Below are 23,410 nucleotides of genomic sequence, written 5' to 3' on the forward strand. Positions count from 1 at the left end.
TTCATTGCATTTTGTATAGAGGCAACCTGAATACTTCAGCGGAGATCAAAGCTATGACTGAATGGCAAAAAACGAACTGGCGCAACAAGCCACGGGTTCAGATGCCAGACTATACCGACGCGGCCGCGCTGGCCAAAGTCGAGGCGCAGCTTTCGCAGTATCCCCCGCTGGTCTTTGCGGGCGAAGCACGGCGTCTTAAGCAACATCTGGGTGCCGCCGGTCGCGGCGAGGCCTTCCTGTTGCAGGGCGGGGATTGTGCTGAAAGTTTTGAACAATTCAGCGCGGATGCGATCCGCGATACGTTCAAGGTGATGCTGCAAATGGCGATGGTTCTGACCTATGGTGCCAAGGTGCCGGTGGTCAAGGTTGGCCGTATGGCGGGACAGTTTGCCAAGCCGCGCAGCGCCCCGACCGAGATGGTGGATGGCGTTGAGCTGCCCAGCTACCGTGGTGACATAATCAACGAGTTGGCCTTTACGCCAGAAGCCCGGATTCCGAATCCTGGTAAGATGCTGCAGGCCTACACTCAGGCGGCTGCAACGCTAAACCTTCTGCGCGCCTTCTCGACTGGTGGTTTCGCCGATATGAGCATGGTGCATTCCTGGACTTTGGGCTTCACCGATGAACAGGACGTTCAGAAATACTCAGAAATCGCAGATCGCATTCAGGACACCATCGATTTCATGGGTGCGGCCGGAATCACAGCGGACACAACGCATGAATTCTCTACCGTGGAGTTCTACACCAGCCATGAAAGCCTGCTGCTGGAATACGAAGAGGCGCTGACCCGTCTTGATTCGACTTCTGGCAACTGGCTGGCCGGTTCGGGCCACATGATCTGGATCGGCGACCGCACCCGTCAGCCGGACGGTGCGCATGTAGAATTCTGCCGCGGCGTTTTAAACCCGATTGGTCTGAAATGTGGTCCGACGACCACGCCAGAAGACCTCAAGGTTCTGATGTCCAAGTTGAACCCCGAGAACGAAGAAGGGCGCCTGACCCTGATCGCACGTTTCGGCGCGGGCAAGGCGGGTGAGCATCTGCCGCGTCTGGTCAAGGCCGTCAAGGAAGAGGGCGCCAAGGTAACATGGGTCTGCGACCCGATGCACGGTAACACGATCAAATCGGCGACCGGGTATAAAACCCGTCCGTTTGATTCAGTCCTGCGCGAGGTGCGTGACTTCTTTGGTGTGCATCAGGCCGAAGGCACCATTCCCGGCGGCGTGCATTTCGAGATGACCGGTTTGGACGTCACCGAATGCACCGGTGGTGTACGGGCGGTCACCGAAGAAGACCTTTCGGATCGTTACCACACTGCCTGCGACCCGCGTTTGAATGCATCGCAGTCGTTGGAATTGGCCTTCCTCGTGGCCGAAGAGCTGACCAATCTGCGCCGTGACCGCAACAAGCGGGCCGCCAGCTAAGGTTTAGAAACATAGCATTGGAACAAGGCGGGCTAAAATGACCCGCCTTTTTCTTTCTCAGTCATCGCGGGATGCGACCAGACGCAAATGAGATCTCGGCCGCTTGAACTCGCTTTGATCTTCGGCAAATCCGGCTGAGACCTGAAGGCTTTGTTCCTGCGGGGCCTGAATATCAGATACCGGACGCACCCGCGTATCCGGAACAGTGAACCGGCGCGGGGTTGCGCCGACCACGCCATCACTGACCAGCACACCCAGCACTCGGCTGACGTCCCCTAGGTCACTTTTCAAGGGCAATAGGATCATACGAGCCTGCAACCGGGTCCGGCCCAGCTTACCCGCGGAAATCATGCCAAGTTCTGCAACGGCAGGGCACGAGAACACTTGTTCCAAGACGTCAGAGACTTGTGTGCGAGCGCTTGGTTCAAAGAATGCCGTCAAAGGCATACCGCGCACCTCCATGCCTGCCAACTTGCTCAAATGGCTGCCGGCCAAACGGAATCGCGCCAGACCTGGAGCGATACGTTCTAAAATGAAGGTATATTCCAATATATTCTCAAGCCCACGGGGGTCGACTTGCGAACGCATGGGTACGCTGTCGCCTGTGAGCAAAGCGGTCCAATACGCTTCGGCTTGACGAAGGGGCGATAGGCTGCGCCCGCTGGCAAAACGATCCATTGCGACGATCTTTCCAATGTTTGACCCGGAACCGTTCCCGAAAAAGGTTTTCATTTACATCACCCTAGCGTCACTTGATCGCGATTTGTCTAAAATGCCAGATATCGGGTCCATCCTTTACCGACCAGTTCTGACCAAGCTCAAATTGACACGGGTTGAGTCAATTTTGGAGGAATTCTTTAATGAATGGTTAACTTATGAGTTGCGGTCGCAAACTCAGCAAACTCTTGCCCTGCGCCTGTCGATGGCTTTAGGTGCAGCAGACGAGCAGATAAGGACAGCCACCATGATCAGATCCATGACCGGTTTCGCCTCGGGCAAAGGGGCGTTCGGACCTCATAGCTGGACGTGGGAATTGCGCAGCGTGAACGGTAAGGGGTTGGACATGCGTCTGCGCGTACCGGATTGGCTGACCGGGCTGGAAGCGGCACTGCGCGGCCAGATGTCCAAAGCGCTGTCGCGTGGCAATGTCACTTTGTCCTTAAGGCTAAACCGCGATGAGACCGCACCTGATCTGGTTTTGAATGAGGCCGCGATGGCGGCTGCGTTGACTGCACTTGCAAGAACTCAGGAATTGGCCGCCGTACACGGCGTGACGCTGGCACCCTCGACCGCATCCGAAATGATTGCCCTTAAGGGGATGTTAGAAGCGGGCAGCGACGTGGATGATCCCGCGGCGCTGGTCGGTGAGTTGACGAATGAGTTTGCCGATCTGTTGGCTGCGTTCATTGAGATGCGCGAATCCGAAGGGCAAGCTTTGGCGGAAATACTCGGCGGTCAGCTTAAGCAGGTTTCTGCCCTGACTGCGCAAGCCGCGGAACTGGCCGAACAGCGCAAGGAAAAGACCGCTGAAACACTGCGCGAAAACCTCGCGCGGGTGTTGGAAAATGCCCAGGGTGCCGATCCAGACCGTGTGGCACAGGAATTGGCGTTGATCGCCGTGAAATCGGACATTACCGAGGAAATCGACCGCCTGAAGGCCCATGTCGCAGCCGCACGTGATCTGCTTTCGCAAGACGCAGCCGTGGGACGCAAGCTGGATTTTCTGATGCAGGAATTCAACCGCGAGGCCAACACACTGTGCTCCAAAGCGCAAAGCGTAGAACTGACTTCGGTGGGGCTTGAGTTGAAGGCCATAATTGATCAGATGCGCGAGCAAGTGCAAAACGTAGAATGACTATGGGAACAACAGATATGGCAGATCGCCGCGGCCTACTTATCATCCTTTCTTCGCCTTCCGGTGCAGGGAAATCCACCTTGGCACGCCGGTTGATGGCCTGGGATGAAGGTCTGGAGTTTTCGATCTCGGCCACAACCCGTGCGCCCCGTCCGGGCGAGGAACATGGGCGGGAATATTATTTTCTGTCCGAGGAAGACTTTAAACAACAGGTTGCCGAAGGGCAGATGCTGGAACACGCACACGTCTTTGGCAATTTCTACGGTTCTCCGGCCGGACCGGTGCGAGAGTCGATCAATGCAGGCCGCGATGTCCTGTTTGACGTCGACTGGCAGGGCGAGGTTCAGATTCGCAACTCGGATCTGGGCAAGCACGCGCTGTCGATTTTCATCCTGCCGCCCTCGATCCCCGAGCTGCGCCGACGGCTTGAAACCCGTGGTCAGGATAGCGAGGACGTAATCGCCAGGCGGATGCTGAAAAGCTGGGATGAAATCAGCCATTGGGGCTACTACGACTATGTACTGGTAAACGACGATCTGGATTCAACCGAAGAGAAGCTGAAAACCATCGTCAGTGCCGAACGGATGCGCCGCATTCAGCAACCAAATCTGCAAAACCACGTTCGAACTCTGCAGAACGAATTCGAGGGGCTGTCATGACCATCTACGCCTTGGGAGAACACGCGCCTGTAATCCACGAAGACACCTGGGTCGCGCCCGATGCCAACCTGATCGGCAAGGTAGTGCTAGAGCAGGGGGCCTCGGTTTGGTTCGGCTGCACCATTCGTGCAGATCACGAAGAGATTCGGGTGGGCGAGGGCAGCAACGTGCAGGAAGACTGCATCATGCATATCGACGCCGGGTACCCTCTGACCATCGGTAAAAACTGTACGATCGGGCACAAAGTGATGCTGCATGGATGCACGATCGGCGAGAATACTTTGATCGGCATGGGCGCTATCGTTTTGAATGGTGCAAAGATCGGAAAGAATTGCCTGATTGGAGCAGGGGCCTTGATCACCGAGGGTAAAGAAATCCCCGATAATTCTTTGGTCATGGGCTCGCCGGGTAAGGTCGTGCGTCAAATGGATGAGGCCGGGGCTCAAAAGATTACGCTTAGTGCACTTCATTACCAACAGAATATGCGCCGGTTTCGCGACGAGCTAAAGCCTGTGTCTTAACGCGCTCCGAAAGACCAACAGAATGCCCGAGAATCTGCTATCCGAATTTGTCGCGGCCATTCCAATGCCCGCGTTGATGGTCGATCAGACAGAACGGATCATCGCCGCCAATTCCGACGCAAAAACACTTTTGGCTCAGAATATCGAAGGTCGCCATTTCGCAACTATCCTGCGACAACCGCAAGTTATTGAAGCGATTGAGCAATGTTTGCGCACAAAAGGAACAGCAAAAACGCGCCATCTCTCAAATGACGGTGCACAAGACACAACTTTCGAGGTCGAGTGCCGGTATATGAACGGTGTCGGAGCTGTGTCCGGTGGCGCGATGCTGGCGACCTTTCAGGATGTCACGCATCTAGAACAGGCCAGCCAGATGCGCCGGGATTTCGTTGCGAACGTGAGCCATGAGTTGCGCACCCCCCTGACTGCATTGATGGGGTTTATCGAAACGCTACGCGGCCCGGCGCGCGATGACGTCAATGCCCGAGAGCGTTTTCTTCAGATCATGACCGACGAAGCCAATCGTATGAATCGCTTAGTTGGGGATCTTCTGTCGCTGAACCGGGTTGAAAGCGAAGAACGCGTGCGCCCGAAAGCGCAGGTTGAACTGACCGGGCTTTTACGATCCACGCTGAACTCACTGCGTCCTCTGGCTGAAGGTGGGGATGTTGAGTTGTCACTGACGGCGCCCGAAGATCCGGTTTCACTTGCTGGTGACAGCGATCAACTGCGCCAGGTGTTCACCAATTTGATCGAGAATGGGATCAAGTATGGTGGCAGTGGCGGCAGTGTAGAGGTGCGAGTTACGTCCTCGGAACGCGATTCTGCCATGAGGGGGCCGGCCGTGCGGGTTCAGGTTATTGATAGGGGGGCGGGCATCGATTCAGTGCATCTGCCGCGCCTGACCGAGCGCTTTTACCGGGCCGACAGCCACAGATCGCGGCAGTTGGGCGGTACCGGGCTGGGTCTTGCGATTGTGAAACATATCATCAATCGCCATCGCGGTCGTTTGCGGATTGAAAGTGAACTGGGCAAAGGTACGACGTTTACGGTGATTTTGCCGCTTTGAAACTCGGCGGAAGGTGAGCCAGCGTGACCGTTGTAAATTTTGCATGTCTGCTTTTCGCCGTGTAACCCCCATTTTTCGCCAACTGTCATAAAGCTGTTACAAGCCTGTCACAAAAGGCTTACGCACGGCTCTTAGAGGTTCGTGCAAGATCATCATGGGGATGATCACAGATTACAATTTTCAAGGAGACTGAAATGTCCTTTGTAAAACTGTCGGCTGCTGCGCTGGCAATCACTGCCATCTCGGCGACGACTGCTGCAGCTCGTGACAACGTTCAGGTTGCCGGTTCGTCTACCGTTCTGCCTTATGCCTCGATTGTTGCCGAACTGTTTGGTGAAAATACCGATTTCCCAACACCGGTTGTGGAATCAGGCGGTTCGTCGGCTGGTCTGAAGCGTTTCTGCCAAGGCGTTGGTGAAAACACCATCGACGTTGCAAACGCATCCCGCGCGATCCGTGAAAAAGAAATCAAAGCATGCGCCGAAAACGGCGTGACTGACATCATGGAAGTCCGCATCGGTTATGACGGCATCGTTTTCGCAAGCCAGCAGTCGGGTCCTGCCTTCAACGCGTTCGAGCCTTCGGACATCTTCAATGCTCTGGGTGCTAAGGTTCTGAAAGACGGCGCAATCGTCGACAACCCATATAACACTTGGGCGGAGTTCAACGCTGATCTGCCTGACGTTGAAATCGCAGGCTTTATCCCGGGCACCAAGCACGGTACCCGTGAAGTATTCGAAGAAAAAGTTCTGCTGATCGGATGTGAAGCAACCGGCGCCATGGAAGCGATGGTTGCTGGCGGCATGAGCGAAGACGATGCAGAAGATGCCTGCCTGAACGTTCGCACGGACGGTAAATCGGTCGATATTGACGGTGACTACACCGAGACACTGGCGCGCATCGACACCAACCCGAACGGTATCGGCGTCTTTGGTCTGGCGTTCTACGAGAACAACACCGACAAGCTGAAAGTTGCGACCATGTCAGGTATCGCTCCGTCGACCGAGACCATCTCGACCGGTGAATACCCTGTTTCACGCCCGCTTTTCTTCTACATCAAGAAAGCTCATATCGGCGTGATCCCTGGCCTGAAAGAATACGCTCAGTTCTTTACCCATGATGAAATTGCCGGTCCTTCGGGTCCGCTGGCAAACTATGGTCTGGTTGCCGATCCTGAGCTGGCAAATACTCAGGACGCAATTGCCAATGAAGTAACCATGGGTTCCGGCAGCTAAGCCCGGCATGTTCCGAAATGCGAGGGGGCGGCCTTTTGGGGTCGCCCCCATGCTAGTTTGAATTCTCAATCAAGACCACGAGGGTGTCATGCCAATTCTTTGGCTCTTTCTGATCGTAGCTGCCATATCGGCGGTGGGGTATGTGTTGGGGCGGTCACGTGCGCTGCAAAGCGCTGGTGGTGACATCCGTGGCTTGCATTCGTTGCCAAACTTTTATGGCGCGAATGTTGCTCTGAAAACCGTGGTGCCTGCATTTGGTCTTTTGATCCTTTGGCTGCTGGTGCAGCCGTTTTATATAAACTCGCAGGTGTCCGGCATGATCCCGGATACTGCCATCAAGGATGGGTCGTCACGCAGCCTGGTTATGGCCGAGGTGCGCCGCACCGCTGCCGGGTTGGAAGCAGCCGTGGCGCAGGGGCAGTTGCCTGAGCAGGTCGCACACAACGCGAATGCTGATATTGCCACAGTCACGCAAGGCCTTAAGGACGCCGGTCAGGTGGTTACCTCAGAGATTACGCAACCCATTCTAAATGCTTCACAAAGCTATATTGGCATGAATGACACCGGCCACAGCGTGATGTCCATTGCCGTGATTTTGCTGGCGCTGGCGGGGGCCGCGATAAGTTGGTGGCAAACCCACGCAGAGTACCGTGCGCGCAATGTTGTTGAGCAAGGCGTCCGCCTACTTTTGTTTGCGGCCGCATCCATTGCCATTCTCACCACGGTCGGCATTGTTCTTTCGCTTGTTTTCAACACGTGGGAATTCTTCAAGCTCTATCCCGCAACCGATTTCTTTTTTGGCACCACATGGTCGCCCAGTTTCTCTGGTCGTGGTGGGTCTTCCCAACTTGGGATTATCCCATTGCTGTGGGGTACCTTCTACATCTCGATCGTGGCCCTTCTGGTGGCCGTTCCAATCGGATTGTTCGCGGCGATCTATCTGAGTGAATACGCGTCGCCGCGCGTGCGTGCCGTAGCCAAGCCTTTGCTGGAAATCCTCGCTGGTATCCCGACCATCGTATATGGCCTGTTTGCATTGCTGACCGTCGGGCCGCTTTTGTTGGGCGTCTTTGGTGACAGCGGTCTGGGTTGGATGAAGGCGGGTACGGCAGTAATGACCGCGGGCCTTGTCATGGGCATCATGCTCATCCCGTTTGTCTCATCGCTGTCAGACGACATTATCAACGCCGTGCCGCAAGCCATGCGAGACGGGTCCTACGGTTTGGGCGCTACCCAGTCCGAAACTATCCGTCAGGTGGTCCTACCTGCGGCGCTGCCGGGGATCGTTGGTGCGATCCTTCTGGCGGCCTCGCGCGCCATCGGAGAAACCATGATTGTGGTGCTGGGGGCGGGCGCCGCTGCACGTCTGAGCCTTAACCCGTTCGAAGCCATGACGACCGTCACAGCAAAAATCGTCAGCCAACTGACGGGTGACGCTGACTTTGCGTCGCCCGAAGCGCTTGTCGCCTTCGCGCTTGGCATGACACTTTTCATCCTCACGCTGGGGCTTAATGTCTTTGCCCTTTACATCGTGCGCAAGTATCGGGAGCAGTACGAATGACCGACGCAAGCATGCAAGCCCCGGAAACAGGCCGTCACACAGTCTCCCTTACAGCGTCGGATGAACGTACGCGCAAGCGGGCCAAGGCCGAAAAACGATTCCGGATGTATGGAATAGTCGCAATCGCAACCGGTCTGTTTTTCCTGTTGGTGCTGTTCGCATCAATCCTGAAAGAAGGAATCCCTGCTTTCACGCGAACTGTGGTGAGCGTGGATTTCACGTTAACCGAGCAACAACGTGAGGCAGCCGAAGGTGAGTTGTTCAAGACCAAAGCCTACGCAAACCTGTTCATAGCTGAGCTCAAAAATGAACTGGATGAGCGCGGTCTGGAGGTTGAGGTCGATAACGCAGCGATCGAGCGCCTTCTGGGTAAAGTCGGCGGAACGATCCGCGAGTTCTACAGCCAGAATCCGGGCAAACTGGGGGAACCGATCGAGTTTGATCTGGCGGCGTCCAGCCGTGTTGACGGGTACTTCAAGGGCCGTGTATCTCGTGACACTCTTCAAGACAGCCGCTTTCTACAGCTAAGCGATCTTGATCTCGTGGATGCTTTGGAAGAGGCAGGCATTATCAAACAGGCCTTTAACTGGCCGTTCATCACAGGTGCGGATTCGGGTGTGGACAACCCCGGCGGCGCTGGTATCGGCGCATCGGTTGTTGGATCGTTCTTCATGATGCTGGTGGTTCTGGGCCTGTCATTGCCGATTGGCGTGGCTGCATCGATCTATCTGGAAGAATTTGCGCCACAGAACAAGTTTACTGATCTGATCGAGGTCAACATATCGAACCTAGCCGCTGTGCCGTCCATCGTGTTCGGTATCCTAGGTCTGGCCGTTTTCATCCAGTTCATGCATCTGCCGCAATCTGCGCCGCTGGTTGGTGGATTGGTTCTGACGCTGATGACTCTGCCGACGATCATCATCTCGACCCGTGCGTCGCTAAAGGCGGTTCCGCCGTCGATCCGCGATGCTGCGCTGGGGGTAGGGGCCTCGAAGATGCAGGCGGTATTCCACCATGTTCTGCCGCTGGCTGCACCGGGCATCTTGACCGGAACCATCATTGGTCTGGCCCAGGCGCTGGGTGAAACGGCACCACTGCTTCTGATCGGTATGGTCGGCTTTGTCGCCCGAGGTTACCCGGACGGATTCATTGCTGGATTTACCGAGCCGAATTCGGCGATGCCAGCGCAGATCTATACCTGGGCTGCCCGTGCGGATGTCGGCTTCTATGAAAAAGCATGGGGCGGCATTATTATTCTTCTGATGTTCCTGCTGACCATGAATATCATCGCAATCATCCTGCGTCGCCGCTTTGAACGTCGCTGGTAATGAGGGGCACTACAATGAACGACATGTCGCGAGTGGAGAGACAAGTGGACACCAAGAAAATTAAATTGGAGTGTCGGGACTGCCAAGTTTACTACGGCGACACTCATGCCATCAAAGATGTGAATGTCGACATTGAGGATAAGACTGTCACTGCTTTCATCGGCCCGTCCGGTTGTGGCAAGTCGACATTCCTGCGCTGTTTAAACCGGATGAATGACACCATCGACATTGCACGTGTTCAAGGGTCGTTCAAACTGGATGGCGAAGACATTTATGACAAGCGGGTTGATCCCGTTCAGCTGCGCGCCAAGGTGGGCATGGTGTTCCAGAAGCCGAACCCTTTCCCCAAGTCGATCTATGATAACGTTGCCTACGGGCCGCGAATCCACGGTCTTGCCAAGAACAAGGCAGAGTTGGATGAGATCGTTGAGAAATCCCTGCGCCGCGGCGCAATCTGGGATGAGGTCAAGGATCGTCTGGATGCGCCCGGCACCGGATTGTCGGGCGGTCAGCAACAGCGCCTGTGCATCGCCCGCGCAGTAGCGACCGAGCCCGAGGTTCTGTTGATGGACGAACCATGTTCGGCCCTCGACCCGATTGCTACAGCACAAGTTGAGGAGCTGATTGATGAGTTGCGCTCGCGCTATTCGGTGGTGATCGTGACCCACTCGATGCAGCAGGCGGCACGCGTAAGCCAGAAAACCGCCTTCTTCCACCTCGGGAATCTGGTCGAATTTGGAGAGACTGGGCAGATCTTTACCAACCCCGAAGATCCCCGCACGGAAAGCTACATTACCGGCCGGATCGGCTGAGCACAGGTATATAGATATGAGCGAACAACATATTGCATCTGCTTTCGACCGGGACCTTGAGACCATTCAAGCCCATATCATGAAGATGGGCGGGCTGGTTGAAGCCGCAATCACGAACTCCGCCAAATCGCTGGTAACACGCGACGAAGAACTGGCCCAACAAGTGCGTCAGGGCGACAAGGCAATCGACGCGCTGGAAGACGTGATTAACGAAGAAACGGCCCGCCTGATCGCTTTGCGCTCGCCTACTGCGGGTGACCTGCGTTTGGTTCTGTCTGTTCTGAAGGTTTCGGCCAATCTCGAACGGATTGGCGACTATTCCAAGAACATTGCCAAGCGCACCACCGTTCTTGTTAACGCGGGTGAGATCAATGGCAGCGCCGCCGCCCTGCGCCGTATGGCGCGCGAAGTTGAGCGGATGCTGCGCGACGCTCTGGACGCCTATATCCAGCGAGACGCAGAACTTGCCGCTGATGTGATCGACCGCGATGAAGAAGTCGACCAGATGTACAATGGTCTGTTCCGTGAATTCCTGACCTTTATGGCCGAGGATCCACGCAACATTTCGTCTTGTATGCACCTGCATTTCATCGCCAAGAACATCGAGCGTATGGGTGATCACGTCACTGCGATTGCCGAGCAGGTTGTCTATCTTGTGACCGGAGAGCGCCCGACCGAAGCTAGACCGAAAGCGGATATTACGTCGCATACCCCTCAGGAGATCTGACCAATGTCTGCGGATCAGCCCACCGTTCTGGTCGTTGAAGATGAACCGGCACAGCGCGAGGTACTGGCCTATAACCTCGAAGCGGAAGGGTTCCGCGTGTCCAAGGCCGGCAGCGGTGATGAGGCCATGCTGTTGGTCGATGAAGAACACCCTGACATAATCGTTCTGGATTGGATGATGCCGAACCTCAGCGGTATCGAGGTCTGCCGACGTCTGAAACTTCGCCCGGATACCCGCTCGATCCCGATCATCATGCTGTCAGCTCGCACCGAAGAAGTCGACAAGGTGCGTGGCCTAGAAACCGGCGCCGATGACTATGTGGTCAAGCCGTATTCAGTGGTTGAATTGATGGCGCGGGTCCGCGCTCAGTTGCGCCGGGTGCGCCCGGCGACCGTCGGGTTGAAACTGGAATTTGACGACATCATTCTGGACTCGGAAACGCACAAGGTCAGCAGGGGAAGTAAACCGTTAAAGCTGGGGCCGACCGAGTTTCGTCTTCTCAGTACATTCATGGAAAAACCAGGCCGCGTCTGGAGCCGTGAGCAGTTGCTTGACCGGGTCTGGGGGCGCGATATCTATGTTGATACGCGCACGGTAGATGTTCATATCGGCCGCTTGCGCAAGGCGCTCACTCAGCACGGCGGTGAAGACCCGGTTCGCACAGTGCGCGGTGCGGGTTACGCATTGGGATAGTTTCGGGGCATGGGTATGAGTTTTGCTCATAGTAAGTTGCAAAACTCTTACTGTCTTTTGTGATTTTACCGGGTTAATTTGCGTCGAAACAGACTACGCGGAGAAGCACCATGAACGCCCCTGACGCCAAGCCAACGCTGCGAGCCAAGGATGCGCCCGACATGGGCAATTTCACGTGGGATGATCCGTTCCGATTGTCCGATCAGCTGACTGAAGATGAACGCATGATCGAGGCCAGCGCCCGCGCGTATTCACAGGAGAAGTTGAAAACTCGTGTAACGGATGCGTTTCAGAACGAAGAAACTGATCCCGAGATTTTCCGCGAAATGGGCGAAATGGGTTTGCTGGGAACCACGATCCCCGAGGAATACGGCGGGCTTGGGGCAGGGTACGTGTCCTACGGTCTGGTGGCCCGTGAAGTAGAGCGTGTCGATTCCGGTTATCGTTCAATGATGTCGGTGCAAAGCTCTCTGGTGATGTATCCGATTTATGCTTACGGAACCGAAGAACAACGTCGGAAATATCTGCCAAAACTGGCTAGTGGTGAATGGATCGGTTGTTTTGGCCTGACCGAAGCAGATGCGGGCTCGGATCCGGCCGGCATGAAAACCCGCGCCGAGAAGATCGACGGCGGTTACCAGTTAACCGGCAGTAAGATGTGGATTTCGAACGCGCCAATAGCGGATGTGTTTGTGATCTGGGCCAAATCCGACGCACATGACGGAAAGATCCGCGGCTTTGTTTTGGACAAAGGTCTCAAAGGGCTGAGCGCTCCGAAAATTCAGAACAAACTGAGCCTTAGGGCATCAATCACCGGCGAAATCGTTCTGGACGGCGTTGAAGTTGATGAAAGCGCCTTGCTGCCGCATATTCAAGGCCTGAAAGGCCCATTTGGCTGTCTAAACCGGGCGCGGTACGGGATTAGCTGGGGCGTATTGGGGGCGGCCGAGTCCTGCTGGCATTCTGCGCGCCAGTATGGGCTGGATCGGAAACAGTTCAACCGGCCTCTGGCTCAGACACAGCTTTATCAGCGCAAACTGGCGGATATGCAGACTGAGATTGCCTTGGGACTGCAGGCAAGCTTGCGTGTAGGTCGGCTGATGGACGACGCTGAAGCCGCGCCTGAAATGATTTCGCTCGTTAAACGAAATAACTGTGGCAAGGCGTTAGACATTGCTCGGATGGCGCGTGACATGCACGGCGGCAATGGAATTTCGCTGGAGTTTCACGTCATTCGTCACATGATCAACCTTGAGACAGTAAACACTTATGAAGGCACGCATGACGTTCATGCCTTGATATTGGGGCGGGCGCAAACCGGATTGCAGGCGTTCTATTAAAATGAACTCATGTTGCAACCAAGTAGAAATGTCACTCGGTCTGCAAAGTAGAAATGTCCCAGTTGCCGCGGAACGGTAGTGCAGCCTGACAGGGTGGAGACCTCAAACATCGGAGCCCTGGCTGGCTGCACGCTTCTCTTTCGCTGCTTTCGCAAGCCTTGAGTTCCAGCCGTTGTTGCGCAGACCTGTTGGGCTGTAGCGTGTGGCCTGAGTACCGACGCGGCGCTTCTTCGGGGGTGCTTTATCCTGCTCTTGCTTGATGTGCTCCAGCACCGCGCTCAGTCGCTTGTTCCCGATGATCGCCGCGTGGCTCACACGTTGATCTTTGTCGTAAGCGGAGTAGGGCAGTGGAACACCCTTTGACCGGAATTCCAGCGTACCGTCCTGGTATTGATAGCTGTCCACATATTTGCCAACGAGACCACGGGTGAGGTCGTTCTCTTCAAGCGTGATCCGCTTGCGGTCGTAACGCAGCACCAGGTTCCGGTCGACGTAGCGCTCGTCGCGCCAGCACAGGATGTCCTGCAGACGGTCGGGCTCGACATTCAGGGCCCGGTGCAGATTGTCCGGTCGTCGCGGCGATTTGGCAAACCTGGCGTTGTAACGTTGCATGAATCCCGGCAGGAAAGCGTTTGCGGCTTCCATGTCCGAGATCCCAGCAAGCCGCAATTCCTTCACCAGCCGATCCTGGAGCGTGCGGTTGGCACGCTCAACACGGCCCTTGGCCTGGCTGCTGTTGGCGCAGAGGATCTCGATGTTCAACTCATTCAAAGCCCGGCCAAACTGGGTCATGCCATGGCCCGACTTCGCGCCTTGCTGCGCCACCCGAAACACGGTGTGCTTGTCGGAATAGAAGGCAACAGGGCGACCGTGATCAGCCAGGTAGCCTTCAAGCGCTTCGAAATAGCTGAAGGTGCTTTCCGACTTCACAAACCGCAGCTGCATCAATGTGCTGGTCGCATCGTCGATGAAGACCAGCAGCGTGCAGGGCGGGGCGCGATCTTCGAACCAGCGGTGGTCAGATCCGTCGATCTGGATGAGCTCGCCTAAGCATTCCCGACGCAAGCGCGGCTGGTGGAACGTCCTGCGCTGTTTGCGAGATAACCAGATTCCGTCTGCCTGCATCCACTTGCGCAGCGTCTCGCGCGAGACTTTCAGATCATGATGTTCCAACAACATCTCAACTGCCAGTGTCGGGCCAAAATCAGCGTATCGTTCTTTGACGAGTGCCAGGGCAAACTCTCGAATGGCCGGATCAATACGATTGTTGGATTTACGACCGCGCGCCTTGTGACGCAGCGCAGTCGGACCATTAGTCTGGAAAACCCTGAGCAAACGGTGAACTTGTCTGCGGCTCAAGTTCAGAACATTTGCGGCGGAAACCACCGTCATGCAGCCTTGGGAAACCTGGCTCAGCACTTCTATACGATTAAGCTCGCGTTCGCTCATGACAACCAATCCCACCGTCACACTCCAATCCTGCCTGCTCGACAGAGCAGTGTGACACTTCTACTTTGCTAATGTGGGACATTTTAACTTTGCGGCTTCTACTCATGTTCGTGTAATTGGTATTATGGTAAATAAAGAGTGTTGGCGAAGCTTTAAATGTTGTGCTTTGCCAATATCTTGTGCCGTTATCTTCATTAATTGTATAAGTCAAACGGCGCGCCTTTCGCATGAGACCTTCTTGAGCTACGGACGCAACCAGAGTACCGTTTTCCGCGAAGATTGATCCTCGGTTAAAGTTGCGTCCATGTCCGCTCCAAGGAGAATCCATCGAGTAAAGGTGCCAGTTTCCAAGGTTTACCGGTTCGTGAAACCACAGCGCGTGGTCTAGGCTGGCGCCATTTACCTCTCCGGTAAACCAACTAAGACCATGCGGTCGCATTCCCGACAGCATCAGATACATATCGGATGCGTAAGCCAAAATCAGTTGCTGCGTCACGGGGTCGGTTTCGGAGGCTGCTTTCATTCGAAACCATATCTGGTTTTGGTCATTCGATTTTTCAGGCTTGAATGGATTTAAGTGACTAACTTCACGAACTTCGATTGGCCGTTCGCGCAAGAGTTCGCCGCGTAGTTTTTTCGGGACCAGACCAACGTATTTCTTTCTTAAGTCCTCACGGGCCGGATAAGACTCCGGAGCTTTTGAATGTGGCATGGCGTGCTGGTGATCCCAGCCTTCATCCTGAACATGAAATGATGCGGACATATTGAGGATTTGCTTTCCATGCTGGATTGCAACAACGCGCCGAGTTGTCAGAGACCCTCCATCACGTGCTCTATCAACTTGATAAATCACAGGAATAGCCGGATCTCCGGCTCGAATGAAGTATGCGTGCAATGAATGGCACATACGGCCTTCAACAGTTCGATACGCCGCAGCCAAAGCCTGAGCGATAACTTGGCCGCCAAAAATACGTGTCGGGGTTTCGCCCCCCGATCCCGTACCACGAAACAGGTCCACTTCAAGCCTTTCGATGTCCAAAAGGTCTAGTAGGATACGTTCTGCTTCAGTCATTGACGGCCTCCAATTGTCTTCTCGGGTTGGGGTAGCAGCACTTAACGCGTCATTCATTCATGGCCCCAAGGACAAGCGCTTTTAGTTCCGCACGTGAAGGATAAGAACTGGATGGGGATAATTGCGTGAAAAAGACCGCGGTTAGATCATTTACTCGGTCGATCCAGAAAAAGGTGGACGCCATACCGCCCCAACTAAAATCTCCCAGTGAGCCCGGAACGCGGGTTCTGCCCGGGTTTATAACGACAGCGCCACCCAAACCGAAACCTGTGCCTTCCATCGGTTGTTCGGCGAAACTATTAGGTCCCATCGAAGCAATATCGCCGGGTAAGTGGTTGCTAAGCATGTAATCTATGGTTTTAGACCCTAATAAACGGTGTCCTGTGCCCTGCCCCCGGTTCCGCAGCATCTCGGCAAAACAAGAGAAGTCATCGATGGTGCTGACCAATCCGCCACCACCCGAAAATGTAGCGGCCTTTTCAAAGGGCGACTTTCCGGCCTGATCAACAAGCCGAAGTGTATCGCCCCCGGTCTTTGCCGCATTCAGGGCCATCGCGTCGCCTGCCAGAGGCGTGTAAAGAGAGGCGAGCCGATCCCCTGCCCCAGACGGCACAGAAAACCCTGTTTCCTGCATCCCGAGGGGTTCGAAAATCTCCTTTGCGAAAAACTCTTCCAGTGTCTTGCCTGAGACGATTTCGATCACACGCCCAAGGACATCTATTGCGACTGAGTATTCCCACCGTGTGCCCGGTTGAAACGCCAGAGGTAATCGCGACAAATCCAAAACTCGATTTTCCAACAGGCCCTGGTCTGGTCTGAAGATCAGGTCTTGTTCGTCCATCGCTGCAGGCAAAATCCCTGGATTGAAAGGATAGCTGAGTCCGCTGGTATGTGTCAGTAACTCATGCAGCGTGGGCGTCGGTGCAGGTTCGGTTTGATCCAAACGCTGTGCGCCGGGAACCAATGCCTGTATATTGGCAAACTCTGGAAGGAATTCTGATAGTTGCGCGTCGAGATGAAACAAGCCTTGCTCGACCAGCATCATCAACGCGACGGTGGTGACAGGCTTGGTCATCGAATAGATACGCGCAATCGTGTCACGCTGAAATGGTAAATTGTTTTCTATGCTTCTCTGACCGCAGGAATGGAAAAACACCTCGGACCCATGGTGTTTCACCAATAACGAGCTGCCCGCGTATTTTCGTTCATCGACATATCGCTGCATCCAGTCGGAAATGCGGTTCAGGCGCGCAGGATCAAACTTAGCCATCTGTAGTCAGCCCCTTGGAAATCAATCGGATTTTGCGAGTTTGCGCACTGAATTAACAGTGAAATCGACCAGAGCACTGCGTAACAACCTGTCTGGCTGTTACAATACAGGTGTAACGGATTCGCTTGTCACGAGTTGGTACAGTTTTGAACGTCCAAATTCAGGAGAAGCACCATGACACAACGCATTGAATTTGTGTATGATTTCTGCAGTCCAAATGCATTCCTTGCGTACAAGACTCTGCCGGCACTGACAGAAAAACACGGCGTTCGCGTAAGTTATTTTCCTGTGTTGTTGTCCACGATCTTCAAGTCCACAAACAATCAAAGCCCTTTCCAGGCATTTTCGGAAAACCGTCAAAAATCGGCGTATTTAACACATGATCTACACCGTTTTGCACGCGCTCGGGGGATCAGTTTCCATATGAGCCCCCACTTTCCGGTCAACACTAAATTCGCCATGCGAGGTGCCCTTTACGCAGCGGAAAAACCATGGGAAAGCATATATATAGATGCGATCTTTGATGCTATTTGGGTGCATGGGCAAAAAGTCGATGAACTTGGCGTACTAACCGAGATTCTGCAGGAACACGAACTGCCGGTTCGCAAGATCCGCGACGCGATGACCAATACTGAGGTCAAGCAGAAGCTCAAAGAACAGACCAAAGCCGCCGTGAAGCGCGGTGTATTCGGGGTTCCCAGTATGTTTTCAGGAACCGAAATGTTCTTTGGCAAAAACAGCATGGGGAATCTGGGGCTGGAACTGGAGAGAGAGACCTAAGAATCCAATGCGGCCAGCCCATGTTTTGCGAACATCGGCACGTACGAACCTAAAAGAACGGCACGCTCGGGATCGGATGCATTACCTTCCTGCGCGCGCTTGAAAACCCCCTGCAAGATTCCGGCCATGCGGAAGAAATTAAACGCCAGATAAAACCCGAAATTCTCGATTTCCGGCAGGCCGCGCCGATGGCAATATTGGTCGATAAAGGCCTGATCTGATGGCAACCCCAGACTGTCTCGGTCAACGCCTTGCAGGCCGCGCCCCTCGGTTCCCGAAGGCATCCTCCATTGCATGATTACGGCGGCGAGATCAGCATAGGGATGCCCGATCGTCGACAGTTCCCAATCCAACACGCCAATGCAACGCGGGCCCCCTTTTGCGAACATCAGATTATCGATGCGATAATCCCCGTGCACCAGCGTTCTTTGGCCATCATCTTCAGGGATGGCTCGTGGCAGTTCAGCAATCAGTTTGTCCATCTCGGCGATTTGATTGGTTTCAGAGGCTCGGTATTGTTTGGTCCATCGTGCAATTTGCCGTTCGAAATAGTTTCCGGTTGGACCGTAGTCCGACAGTCCAACTGCCTCGATGTCGACCATGTGCAAGGTGGCCAAAACCCTGTTCATTTCATCAATAACCGCCGTGCGGGTCGCGTTGGTTTCTCCGGCCATAGTAGGTTCAAGAAAGATCCGCCCGTCGAGATGTTCCATCACATAAAATTCCGAGCCGATGACGCTGTCATCTGAGCAGAGCAAATACATCTCAGGCACCGGAACCTTGCTATGGGCCAGCGCAGTTTGGACATGAAATTCCCGATCAACAGCATGCGCGGATTTGAGAAGAACGCCTGCTGGTTTTCGACGCAATACGTATGTCTTATAAGGTGTTAGCAACCGATAGGTCGGGTTGGATTGGCCTATAGCAAACTTGTCAGCCTTCAAGGGGCCGCGATAGTCTGGCAAGTTTTCTCGAAAATACGCGTCCAAGGCGTCCAGATCTAAAAACGAAGTTGTCATGCGGCGAACTCACATGGCTTCGGCAAAGATGTTTCCGGCTGTCACCACGTTGATACCACCGGAAACCGGAATGACCGCGCCCGTGACATAGCTTCCACCGCGGCCGCACAAAAACAGCATGCACCCTGCAATATCCTCGTCACGACCTACGCGCCCCAGCGGGACTGATTTACCGACCCTTTCCCTTGTTTCTTCATCGGCAGTGGCGAATGCCGTCATGCGGGATACGAAGGGCCCCGGCGCCAATGCGTTAACGGTGATATGATATGGCGAGAATTCCTTGGCCATGATTTTGGTAAGGTGCAACACTGCCGCTTTGGATGCTGAATAGCTGTATGCGCCGTCACCCATTGGAACCTCGCCCATAACTGAGCCGACATTAACTACCCGTGCCGGATCATCGGCTGACCCGGAATTCATCAATATAGGAAGCAGTTTCTGGGTCAGGTCAAATAGCCCGGCAACATTGACCGACATGACCTTATCCCACGCATCGTGGGGAAATTGTCCCATCGGCGCACCCCAAGACACGCCTGCATTATTCATAAGTATATCAAGCTTGTCTGTGCGGTTATTGACCTCGGACACAAGGGCCATGATGCCTACGCTGCTCGCAACGTTGCCACCAAAACCCTCTGCAATCCCTAAGGCCTCTAGGGCGTTCAACTCCGCCGCCACAGCTTCACATGCCTCGGCCTTGCGTGACGCGATCAGAACGTGCGCCCCGGCCCGCACCAACGCTTCGGCAGCCATGCGACCGATACCTGTCGCACCACCTGTTACAAGCGCGGTTTTACCCTGCAATGAAAACAGCGTATCGGGGGTCATGTTTTGCTCCTCACTCCCTGTGGCCTTTGGCGCGCCCTAATCGTTGGGTCGCTGGATTCTTGACAACACACGAAGCTACGCCAAAGCTCCTCTTTATTGAATAACAAGGATAATGGGACTGACATGCAAGCTTTACTCAGCGTCGCGCCAGGTGGCCCGGAAACTCTGGAGTTGACCACCCTGCCCGACCCCAAACCGGGTAAGGGCGAACTGCTGGTTGGTATCAAGGCGGCAGGTGTCAATTTTCCTGATACCTTGATTATTCAGGACCTCTATCAGATCAAACCTCCTCGTCCTTTTGCGCCGGGTGGTGAAATCGCTGGTGAAGTTCTTGCCATAGGAGACGGCGTAACAGGTTTCGAAATCGGCGATCGTGTTATGGCCCTTACTGGGCACGGAGGGTTCGCCACACACGTTACAATCCCCGCTGCGACCGCCATCAAGTTCCCAGCCACAATGCCGTTTGAACACGCGGCGTGTTTCATCTTTACATACGGCACGTCCTATCACGCGTTGAAGGACCGCGCAGAATTGCAACCCGACGAAACCTTGTTGGTGCTTGGTGCGGCCGGTGGGGTCGGATCAGCTGCGGTTGAGCTGGGTAAAGCCATGGGAGCGCGGGTAATCGCTGCGGTTTCATCACAAGACAAAGCAGATTTCTGTCAGCGCCTGGGTGCAGATGAAACAGTGCTTTATGCGCAAGACATGGACAAACCAAACCAGAAAGCATTCACAGATGAAATCAAGAGGCTCACAGCTCCTCTCGGCGTGAATGTTGTCTACGATGCCGTGGGAGGAGGCTATTCCGAGCCTGCACTACGCAGCGTTGGTTGGAATGGTCGCTATCTCGTCGTCGGTTTCCCTGCTGGCATTCCTAAAATACCGTTGAACTTGCCGCTGTTGAAAGGGTGCCAGATAGTCGGAGTTTTCTGGGGTGCATCAGTCCTACACAACCCAGAAGGGCACCTGAAAAATATGAATGATTTAATTGCGTTATATGGCAATTCTCAGATCAAACCGCAGATCAATGCCCGTTTTCCCCTTGATCGAGCAGGTGATGCGTTAACCCACTTGGCAAATCGCTCGGCTCTGGGCAAAACCGTTGTGGAAATACCTGCATAGAAAAGCTGAGGGTAGCGGCAATGTTATCGCTCACCCTATGGGTTCATTGGCCGGTGGACAATGCCACCCATTCGCGTTTATGAACTTGTTATGGGGATAGTGGAATAATGTACAAAGCTCTGATTTTAAACGGCCCAAACCTAAATCTTCTGGGCACACGTCAGCCCGAAGTTTACGGCGGCACCACGTTAGAGATGGTGGAAAACCTTTGTGTCAGCCATGGGTCCTCAATTGGTATGGAAGTCTCGTGCTTACAATCCAACCATGAGGGTACCCTGATCGATGCCATTCACGTGGCCAAAGGCGTGCAAGACGGTATCGTTCTGAACGCAGGTGCGTACACTCATACTTCTATTGCCCTTATGGACGCGATTGCATCCGTTGAATTGCCCGTAGTGGAAGTACACCTATCCAACATTCACGCGCGTGAGGCTTTCCGGCACGTCTCTTATATTTCCAAGGTCGCGGTGGGCCAGATTTGCGGGTTCGGCGCCCAAGGGTATGTCTTGGCATTAGACGCTTTGTCGGCGCACCTGAAATCAGAGTCCCCTGCATGACGCTGATCGAATATCTGCATTTTCTGAGCTACACTAAAACTCTGGAAGAGCTTTGGGACGCCCATTGCCGTCAGATGGAAAAGTTTGGTTTTGACAGACTGATCTACGGGCACACTCAATTCCGTACTGAAACATCCCTCGGAGACCCTGAAGATTTCCTGATTCTAACCAACCACGAAAAGCCGTACTTGGATGGTTTCTTGCGAGATGGTCTTTACTTTCATGCCCCAATGCTGAGATGGGCGCTATATAACGAAGGCGCGGCCAGCTGGAATATCGCTCAGAGTCTTGTGGCCAACGGAGATCTAACGGCCAAAGAACTTGAAGTCCTTGAGTTCAACAAGGCACATGGCGTTACCTGCGGCTACACTGTCAGTTTCACATCTGTCTCAATGCGATCGAAGGGTGCGATTTCCTTGTCTGCCGGGAATGCAGCCAATCAGGCAGAAGTTGATGCAATCTGGGCAGAGCATGGCGAAGATATTTTGCTGATGAACAACATGGCGCATCTCAAGATTCTCACCCTGCCCTACAACGCCCCTCATCGTGCGTTGACCAAACGCCAACGAGAGGCGCTGCAATGGGTCGGTGATGGGAAAACCACCCAGGATATCGCGTTGCTGATGGGGCTAACCGCAGCAACGGTAGAAAAGCATCTGCGACTCGCGCGCGAGGCTCTTTCGGTCGAAACCACGGCTCAGGCTGTCCTGAAAGCCTCTTTGCAGAACCAGATGTTCACTATGGAGGCATAGCTGCCGAAAATTGACGCCAAGTTGCGTCAATTTACCCTAGGTAAGGAAATCATGACTTTCGAATCCGGGGTAGTAGTTGCAAAGTGAGATTGTTCCGTGAGTGGTGGCTTTAGCCAGGGAACATTTGGTTGGAACTTTGCAATATCAGGGCTCTCCAACCGCTCTGACATCTAGGCGTCTATTTGTACGCGTCTGGTTGCTGGAAAATTGGGGGGCCTCGACCATCCCCATCATGCGGGGCCCCTCATACTCCTTTCAGGAGAAGTCTGGACGCGTCAGCGTCCTTTTTTGATTCAGCCTTACGCAATGCACAAAAAAAGCCGGCCACGTATCCCGTGACCGGCCTTCGATGGTATCCCGAACCACGGGGGTTCGGGAATGTCTAATTAGCCTTGAGCGGCCTTAGCAACTTCGGCAGCGAAGTCTTCTTTTTCGACAACGATGCCTTCGCCAACTTCCAGACGGATGAAGCCAGTGATGGTTGCGCCTGCTTCTTTAGCAGCTGCTTCTACGGTCAGGTCAGGGTTCACAACGAACGACTGGTTCAGCAGGGTCGATTCCGCGACGAATTTCTTCATGCGGCCTTCGATCATTTTCTCGATCACCTGCTCCGGCTTACCGGATTCGCGGGCGATGTCCATCTGAACCTGCTTTTCCTTCTCGACAACCGCCGGGTCCATGTCCGCTTCGGACAGGGCCGCCGGGTTCACAGCCGCGATGTGCATCGCAACCTGCTTGCCGATGGCTTCGTCACCACCGGTCAGAGCAACCAGAACGCCGATTTTGCCCATGCCGTTGGTGGCCGCGTTGTGGACGTAGGACACAACAGTGTCGCCCGACAGCTTGGCCATACGACGTACCGACATGTTCTCACCAATGGTGGCGATCTTGTCTGTCAGTGTGTCCGCAACGTTCTTGCCGCCCAGATCAGCAGCTAGCAGAGCCTCGACATTGTCCACGCCTTCAGCTGCGTAGGCGATCTTGCCAACCATTTCTTGGAACTCGGCGTTTTTCGCTACGAAATCGGTTTCCGAGTTTACTTCGACAGCAACACCGTTGCCACCGTTTACGTGAACAGCAACCAGACCTTCTGCTGCGGTACGGCCGGACTTCTTGGCGGCTTTGGCCAGGCCCTTGGTGCGCAGCCAGTCAACGGCTTCGTCCATGTTGCCGCCAGTTTCGGTCAACGCCTTTTTTGCGTCCATCATGCCTGCGCCGGTTGCGTCGCGCAGTTCTTTAACCATTGCTGCTGTGATTGCCATCTCTTGGCTCTCCTCAATTCAAACGGAATTGGGGCAGGTCTACCCTGCCCCATATGTCATTTACGTGACGGGCAG

22 protein-coding genes and 1 pseudogene are annotated in these 23,410 nt (G+C 54.5%); 16 read left to right on the forward strand and 7 right to left on the reverse strand.

Features of this window, described 5'->3' with window-relative positions:
* The first annotated feature begins 53 nt into the window (after positions 1-53).
* Positions 54-1,424 (forward strand): class II 3-deoxy-7-phosphoheptulonate synthase, encoded by a 1,371-nt coding sequence (locus ACR0D7_RS00100; RefSeq protein ID WP_480677222.1) that lies wholly within the window; start codon positions 54-56, stop codon positions 1,422-1,424.
* Positions 1,425-1,481: 57 nt separating this feature from the next.
* Here the strand turns inward: ACR0D7_RS00100 and ACR0D7_RS00105 are convergent, their stop codons facing one another.
* Positions 1,482-2,156, reverse strand: coding sequence for a PAS domain-containing protein (locus ACR0D7_RS00105; RefSeq protein WP_480677223.1), 675 nt, complete (start codon positions 2,154-2,156; stop codon positions 1,482-1,484).
* Between the two features lie 232 nt (positions 2,157-2,388).
* Between ACR0D7_RS00105 and ACR0D7_RS00110 the strand changes: the two genes are divergently transcribed.
* The 11 genes from ACR0D7_RS00110 to ACR0D7_RS00160 all read left to right on the forward strand — a co-directional run bounded on the left by ACR0D7_RS00110 (position 2,389) and on the right by ACR0D7_RS00160 (position 13,224).
* Positions 2,389-3,279 (forward strand): YicC/YloC family endoribonuclease, encoded by an 891-nt coding sequence (locus ACR0D7_RS00110; RefSeq protein WP_480677224.1) that lies wholly within the window; start codon positions 2,389-2,391, stop codon positions 3,277-3,279.
* Between the two features lie 17 nt (positions 3,280-3,296).
* Positions 3,297-3,938 carry a guanylate kinase gene (gmk, locus tag ACR0D7_RS00115; protein WP_170570302.1) on the forward strand — a complete coding sequence of 214 codons (642 nt, stop codon included), beginning with the start codon at positions 3,297-3,299 and terminating at the stop codon, positions 3,936-3,938.
* Positions 3,935-4,459 (forward strand): gamma carbonic anhydrase family protein, encoded by a 525-nt coding sequence (locus ACR0D7_RS00120; RefSeq protein ID WP_170570300.1) that lies wholly within the window; start codon positions 3,935-3,937, stop codon positions 4,457-4,459. The genes gmk and ACR0D7_RS00120 overlap by 4 nt, the downstream gene beginning before the upstream one ends.
* 22 nt (positions 4,460-4,481) lie before the next feature.
* Positions 4,482-5,528: a sensor histidine kinase gene (locus ACR0D7_RS00125; protein ID WP_480677225.1), complete on the forward strand. Its 1,047-nt coding sequence runs from the start codon at positions 4,482-4,484 to the stop codon at positions 5,526-5,528.
* Positions 5,529-5,722: 194 nt separating this feature from the next.
* Positions 5,723-6,763 carry a substrate-binding domain-containing protein gene (locus tag ACR0D7_RS00130; protein ID WP_480677226.1) on the forward strand — a complete coding sequence of 347 codons (1,041 nt, stop codon included), beginning with the start codon at positions 5,723-5,725 and terminating at the stop codon, positions 6,761-6,763.
* Positions 6,764-6,851: 88 nt separating this feature from the next.
* Complete coding sequence (gene pstC / locus ACR0D7_RS00135) at positions 6,852-8,324, forward strand: phosphate ABC transporter permease subunit PstC (RefSeq protein WP_480677227.1); 1,473 nt, start codon at positions 6,852-6,854, stop codon at positions 8,322-8,324.
* Positions 8,321-9,652, forward strand: a complete 1,332-nt coding sequence (gene pstA / locus ACR0D7_RS00140) for a phosphate ABC transporter permease PstA (protein WP_480677228.1) — start codon at positions 8,321-8,323, stop codon at positions 9,650-9,652. The genes pstC and pstA overlap by 4 nt, the downstream gene beginning before the upstream one ends.
* A gap of 14 nt (positions 9,653-9,666) precedes the next feature.
* Positions 9,667-10,464 (forward strand): phosphate ABC transporter ATP-binding protein PstB, encoded by a 798-nt coding sequence (gene pstB / locus ACR0D7_RS00145; protein WP_302476989.1) that lies wholly within the window; start codon positions 9,667-9,669, stop codon positions 10,462-10,464.
* A gap of 16 nt (positions 10,465-10,480) precedes the next feature.
* Positions 10,481-11,191, forward strand: coding sequence for a phosphate signaling complex protein PhoU (gene phoU / locus ACR0D7_RS00150; RefSeq protein WP_170570289.1), 711 nt, complete (start codon positions 10,481-10,483; stop codon positions 11,189-11,191).
* A 3-nt stretch (positions 11,192-11,194) separates the two neighbouring features.
* A complete protein-coding gene (gene phoB / locus ACR0D7_RS00155; protein ID WP_170381139.1) occupies positions 11,195-11,884 on the forward strand; it encodes a phosphate regulon transcriptional regulator PhoB in 690 nt (229 codons plus the stop codon).
* Between the two features lie 110 nt (positions 11,885-11,994).
* Positions 11,995-13,224, forward strand: coding sequence for an acyl-CoA dehydrogenase (locus ACR0D7_RS00160; protein ID WP_480677229.1), 1,230 nt, complete (start codon positions 11,995-11,997; stop codon positions 13,222-13,224).
* A gap of 102 nt (positions 13,225-13,326) precedes the next feature.
* On the opposite strand, the gene ACR0D7_RS00165 is transcribed toward ACR0D7_RS00160, so the two are convergent.
* From ACR0D7_RS00165 to ACR0D7_RS00175, 3 genes and pseudogenes are all read right to left on the reverse strand, one after another.
* On the reverse strand, positions 13,327-14,688 hold the full coding sequence (locus ACR0D7_RS00165; RefSeq protein WP_480677230.1) for an ISNCY family transposase: 1,362 nt from the start codon (positions 14,686-14,688) through the stop codon (positions 13,327-13,329).
* 199 nt (positions 14,689-14,887) lie between these two features.
* Positions 14,888-15,745 (reverse strand): annotated as a pseudogene (locus tag ACR0D7_RS00170) (acyl-CoA thioesterase); the annotation flags it as partial.
* Between the two features lie 49 nt (positions 15,746-15,794).
* Positions 15,795-17,015 carry a serine hydrolase domain-containing protein gene (locus ACR0D7_RS00175; protein ID WP_480677231.1) on the reverse strand — a complete coding sequence of 407 codons (1,221 nt, stop codon included), beginning with the start codon at positions 17,013-17,015 and terminating at the stop codon, positions 15,795-15,797.
* A 174-nt stretch (positions 17,016-17,189) separates the two neighbouring features.
* Here ACR0D7_RS00175 and ACR0D7_RS00180 point away from each other — a divergent pair, with 174 nt between their 5' ends.
* Positions 17,190-17,795: a DsbA family protein gene (locus ACR0D7_RS00180; protein WP_480677232.1), complete on the forward strand. Its 606-nt coding sequence runs from the start codon at positions 17,190-17,192 to the stop codon at positions 17,793-17,795.
* Here ACR0D7_RS00180 and ACR0D7_RS00185 read toward each other — a convergent pair.
* Positions 17,792-18,814, reverse strand: coding sequence for a phosphotransferase family protein (locus ACR0D7_RS00185; RefSeq protein ID WP_480677233.1), 1,023 nt, complete (start codon positions 18,812-18,814; stop codon positions 17,792-17,794). The two genes, ACR0D7_RS00180 and ACR0D7_RS00185, sit on opposite strands and share 4 nt — an antisense overlap.
* A 9-nt stretch (positions 18,815-18,823) precedes the next feature.
* On the reverse strand, positions 18,824-19,642 hold the full coding sequence (locus ACR0D7_RS00190; protein WP_480677234.1) for an SDR family oxidoreductase: 819 nt from the start codon (positions 19,640-19,642) through the stop codon (positions 18,824-18,826).
* Between the two features lie 123 nt (positions 19,643-19,765).
* Here ACR0D7_RS00190 and ACR0D7_RS00195 point away from each other — a divergent pair, with 123 nt between their 5' ends.
* From ACR0D7_RS00195 to ACR0D7_RS00205, 3 genes are all read left to right on the forward strand, one after another.
* Positions 19,766-20,764, forward strand: a complete 999-nt coding sequence (locus tag ACR0D7_RS00195) for an NADPH:quinone oxidoreductase family protein (RefSeq protein WP_480677235.1) — start codon at positions 19,766-19,768, stop codon at positions 20,762-20,764.
* A gap of 107 nt (positions 20,765-20,871) precedes the next feature.
* Positions 20,872-21,321, forward strand: a complete 450-nt coding sequence (gene aroQ / locus ACR0D7_RS00200; RefSeq protein WP_480677236.1) for a type II 3-dehydroquinate dehydratase — start codon at positions 20,872-20,874, stop codon at positions 21,319-21,321.
* Positions 21,318-22,073, forward strand: coding sequence for a helix-turn-helix transcriptional regulator (locus ACR0D7_RS00205; protein ID WP_480677237.1), 756 nt, complete (start codon positions 21,318-21,320; stop codon positions 22,071-22,073). Before aroQ ends, ACR0D7_RS00205 begins: the two co-directional genes overlap by 4 nt.
* Positions 22,074-22,459: 386 nt before the next feature.
* Here ACR0D7_RS00205 and tsf read toward each other — a convergent pair whose 3' ends face one another.
* Positions 22,460-23,335 (reverse strand): translation elongation factor Ts, encoded by an 876-nt coding sequence (gene tsf / locus ACR0D7_RS00210; RefSeq protein ID WP_170381149.1) that lies wholly within the window; start codon positions 23,333-23,335, stop codon positions 22,460-22,462.
* Positions 23,336-23,410 lie beyond the last annotated feature (75 nt).

It is taken from the genome of Ruegeria sp. BB7 (genome assembly GCF_056539365.1).

What these genes read in the sequence shown, in the direction of transcription:
- ACR0D7_RS00100 (WP_480677222.1), top strand. Translation starts at nt 54, where the DNA reads ATGACTGAATGGCAAAAAACGAACTGGCGCAACAAGCCACGGGTTCAG.
- ACR0D7_RS00105 (WP_480677223.1), bottom strand. Translation starts at nt 2,156, where the DNA reads ATGAAAACCTTTTTCGGGAACGGTTCCGGGTCAAACATTGGAAAGATC.
- ACR0D7_RS00110 (WP_480677224.1), top strand. Translation starts at nt 2,389, where the DNA reads ATGATCAGATCCATGACCGGTTTCGCCTCGGGCAAAGGGGCGTTCGGA.
- gmk (WP_170570302.1), top strand. Translation starts at nt 3,297, where the DNA reads ATGGCAGATCGCCGCGGCCTACTTATCATCCTTTCTTCGCCTTCCGGT.
- ACR0D7_RS00120 (WP_170570300.1), top strand. Translation starts at nt 3,935, where the DNA reads ATGACCATCTACGCCTTGGGAGAACACGCGCCTGTAATCCACGAAGAC.
- ACR0D7_RS00125 (WP_480677225.1), top strand. Translation starts at nt 4,482, where the DNA reads ATGCCCGAGAATCTGCTATCCGAATTTGTCGCGGCCATTCCAATGCCC.
- ACR0D7_RS00130 (WP_480677226.1), top strand. Translation starts at nt 5,723, where the DNA reads ATGTCCTTTGTAAAACTGTCGGCTGCTGCGCTGGCAATCACTGCCATC.
- pstC (WP_480677227.1), top strand. Translation starts at nt 6,852, where the DNA reads ATGCCAATTCTTTGGCTCTTTCTGATCGTAGCTGCCATATCGGCGGTG.
- pstA (WP_480677228.1), top strand. Translation starts at nt 8,321, where the DNA reads ATGACCGACGCAAGCATGCAAGCCCCGGAAACAGGCCGTCACACAGTC.
- pstB (WP_302476989.1), top strand. Translation starts at nt 9,667, where the DNA reads ATGAACGACATGTCGCGAGTGGAGAGACAAGTGGACACCAAGAAAATT.
- phoU (WP_170570289.1), top strand. Translation starts at nt 10,481, where the DNA reads ATGAGCGAACAACATATTGCATCTGCTTTCGACCGGGACCTTGAGACC.
- phoB (WP_170381139.1), top strand. Translation starts at nt 11,195, where the DNA reads ATGTCTGCGGATCAGCCCACCGTTCTGGTCGTTGAAGATGAACCGGCA.
- ACR0D7_RS00160 (WP_480677229.1), top strand. Translation starts at nt 11,995, where the DNA reads ATGAACGCCCCTGACGCCAAGCCAACGCTGCGAGCCAAGGATGCGCCC.
- ACR0D7_RS00175 (WP_480677231.1), bottom strand. Translation starts at nt 17,015, where the DNA reads ATGGCTAAGTTTGATCCTGCGCGCCTGAACCGCATTTCCGACTGGATG.
- ACR0D7_RS00180 (WP_480677232.1), top strand. Translation starts at nt 17,190, where the DNA reads ATGACACAACGCATTGAATTTGTGTATGATTTCTGCAGTCCAAATGCA.
- ACR0D7_RS00185 (WP_480677233.1), bottom strand. Translation starts at nt 18,814, where the DNA reads ATGACAACTTCGTTTTTAGATCTGGACGCCTTGGACGCGTATTTTCGA.
- ACR0D7_RS00190 (WP_480677234.1), bottom strand. Translation starts at nt 19,642, where the DNA reads ATGACCCCCGATACGCTGTTTTCATTGCAGGGTAAAACCGCGCTTGTA.
- ACR0D7_RS00195 (WP_480677235.1), top strand. Translation starts at nt 19,766, where the DNA reads ATGCAAGCTTTACTCAGCGTCGCGCCAGGTGGCCCGGAAACTCTGGAG.
- aroQ (WP_480677236.1), top strand. Translation starts at nt 20,872, where the DNA reads ATGTACAAAGCTCTGATTTTAAACGGCCCAAACCTAAATCTTCTGGGC.
- ACR0D7_RS00205 (WP_480677237.1), top strand. Translation starts at nt 21,318, where the DNA reads ATGACGCTGATCGAATATCTGCATTTTCTGAGCTACACTAAAACTCTG.
- tsf (WP_170381149.1), bottom strand. Translation starts at nt 23,335, where the DNA reads ATGGCAATCACAGCAGCAATGGTTAAAGAACTGCGCGACGCAACCGGC.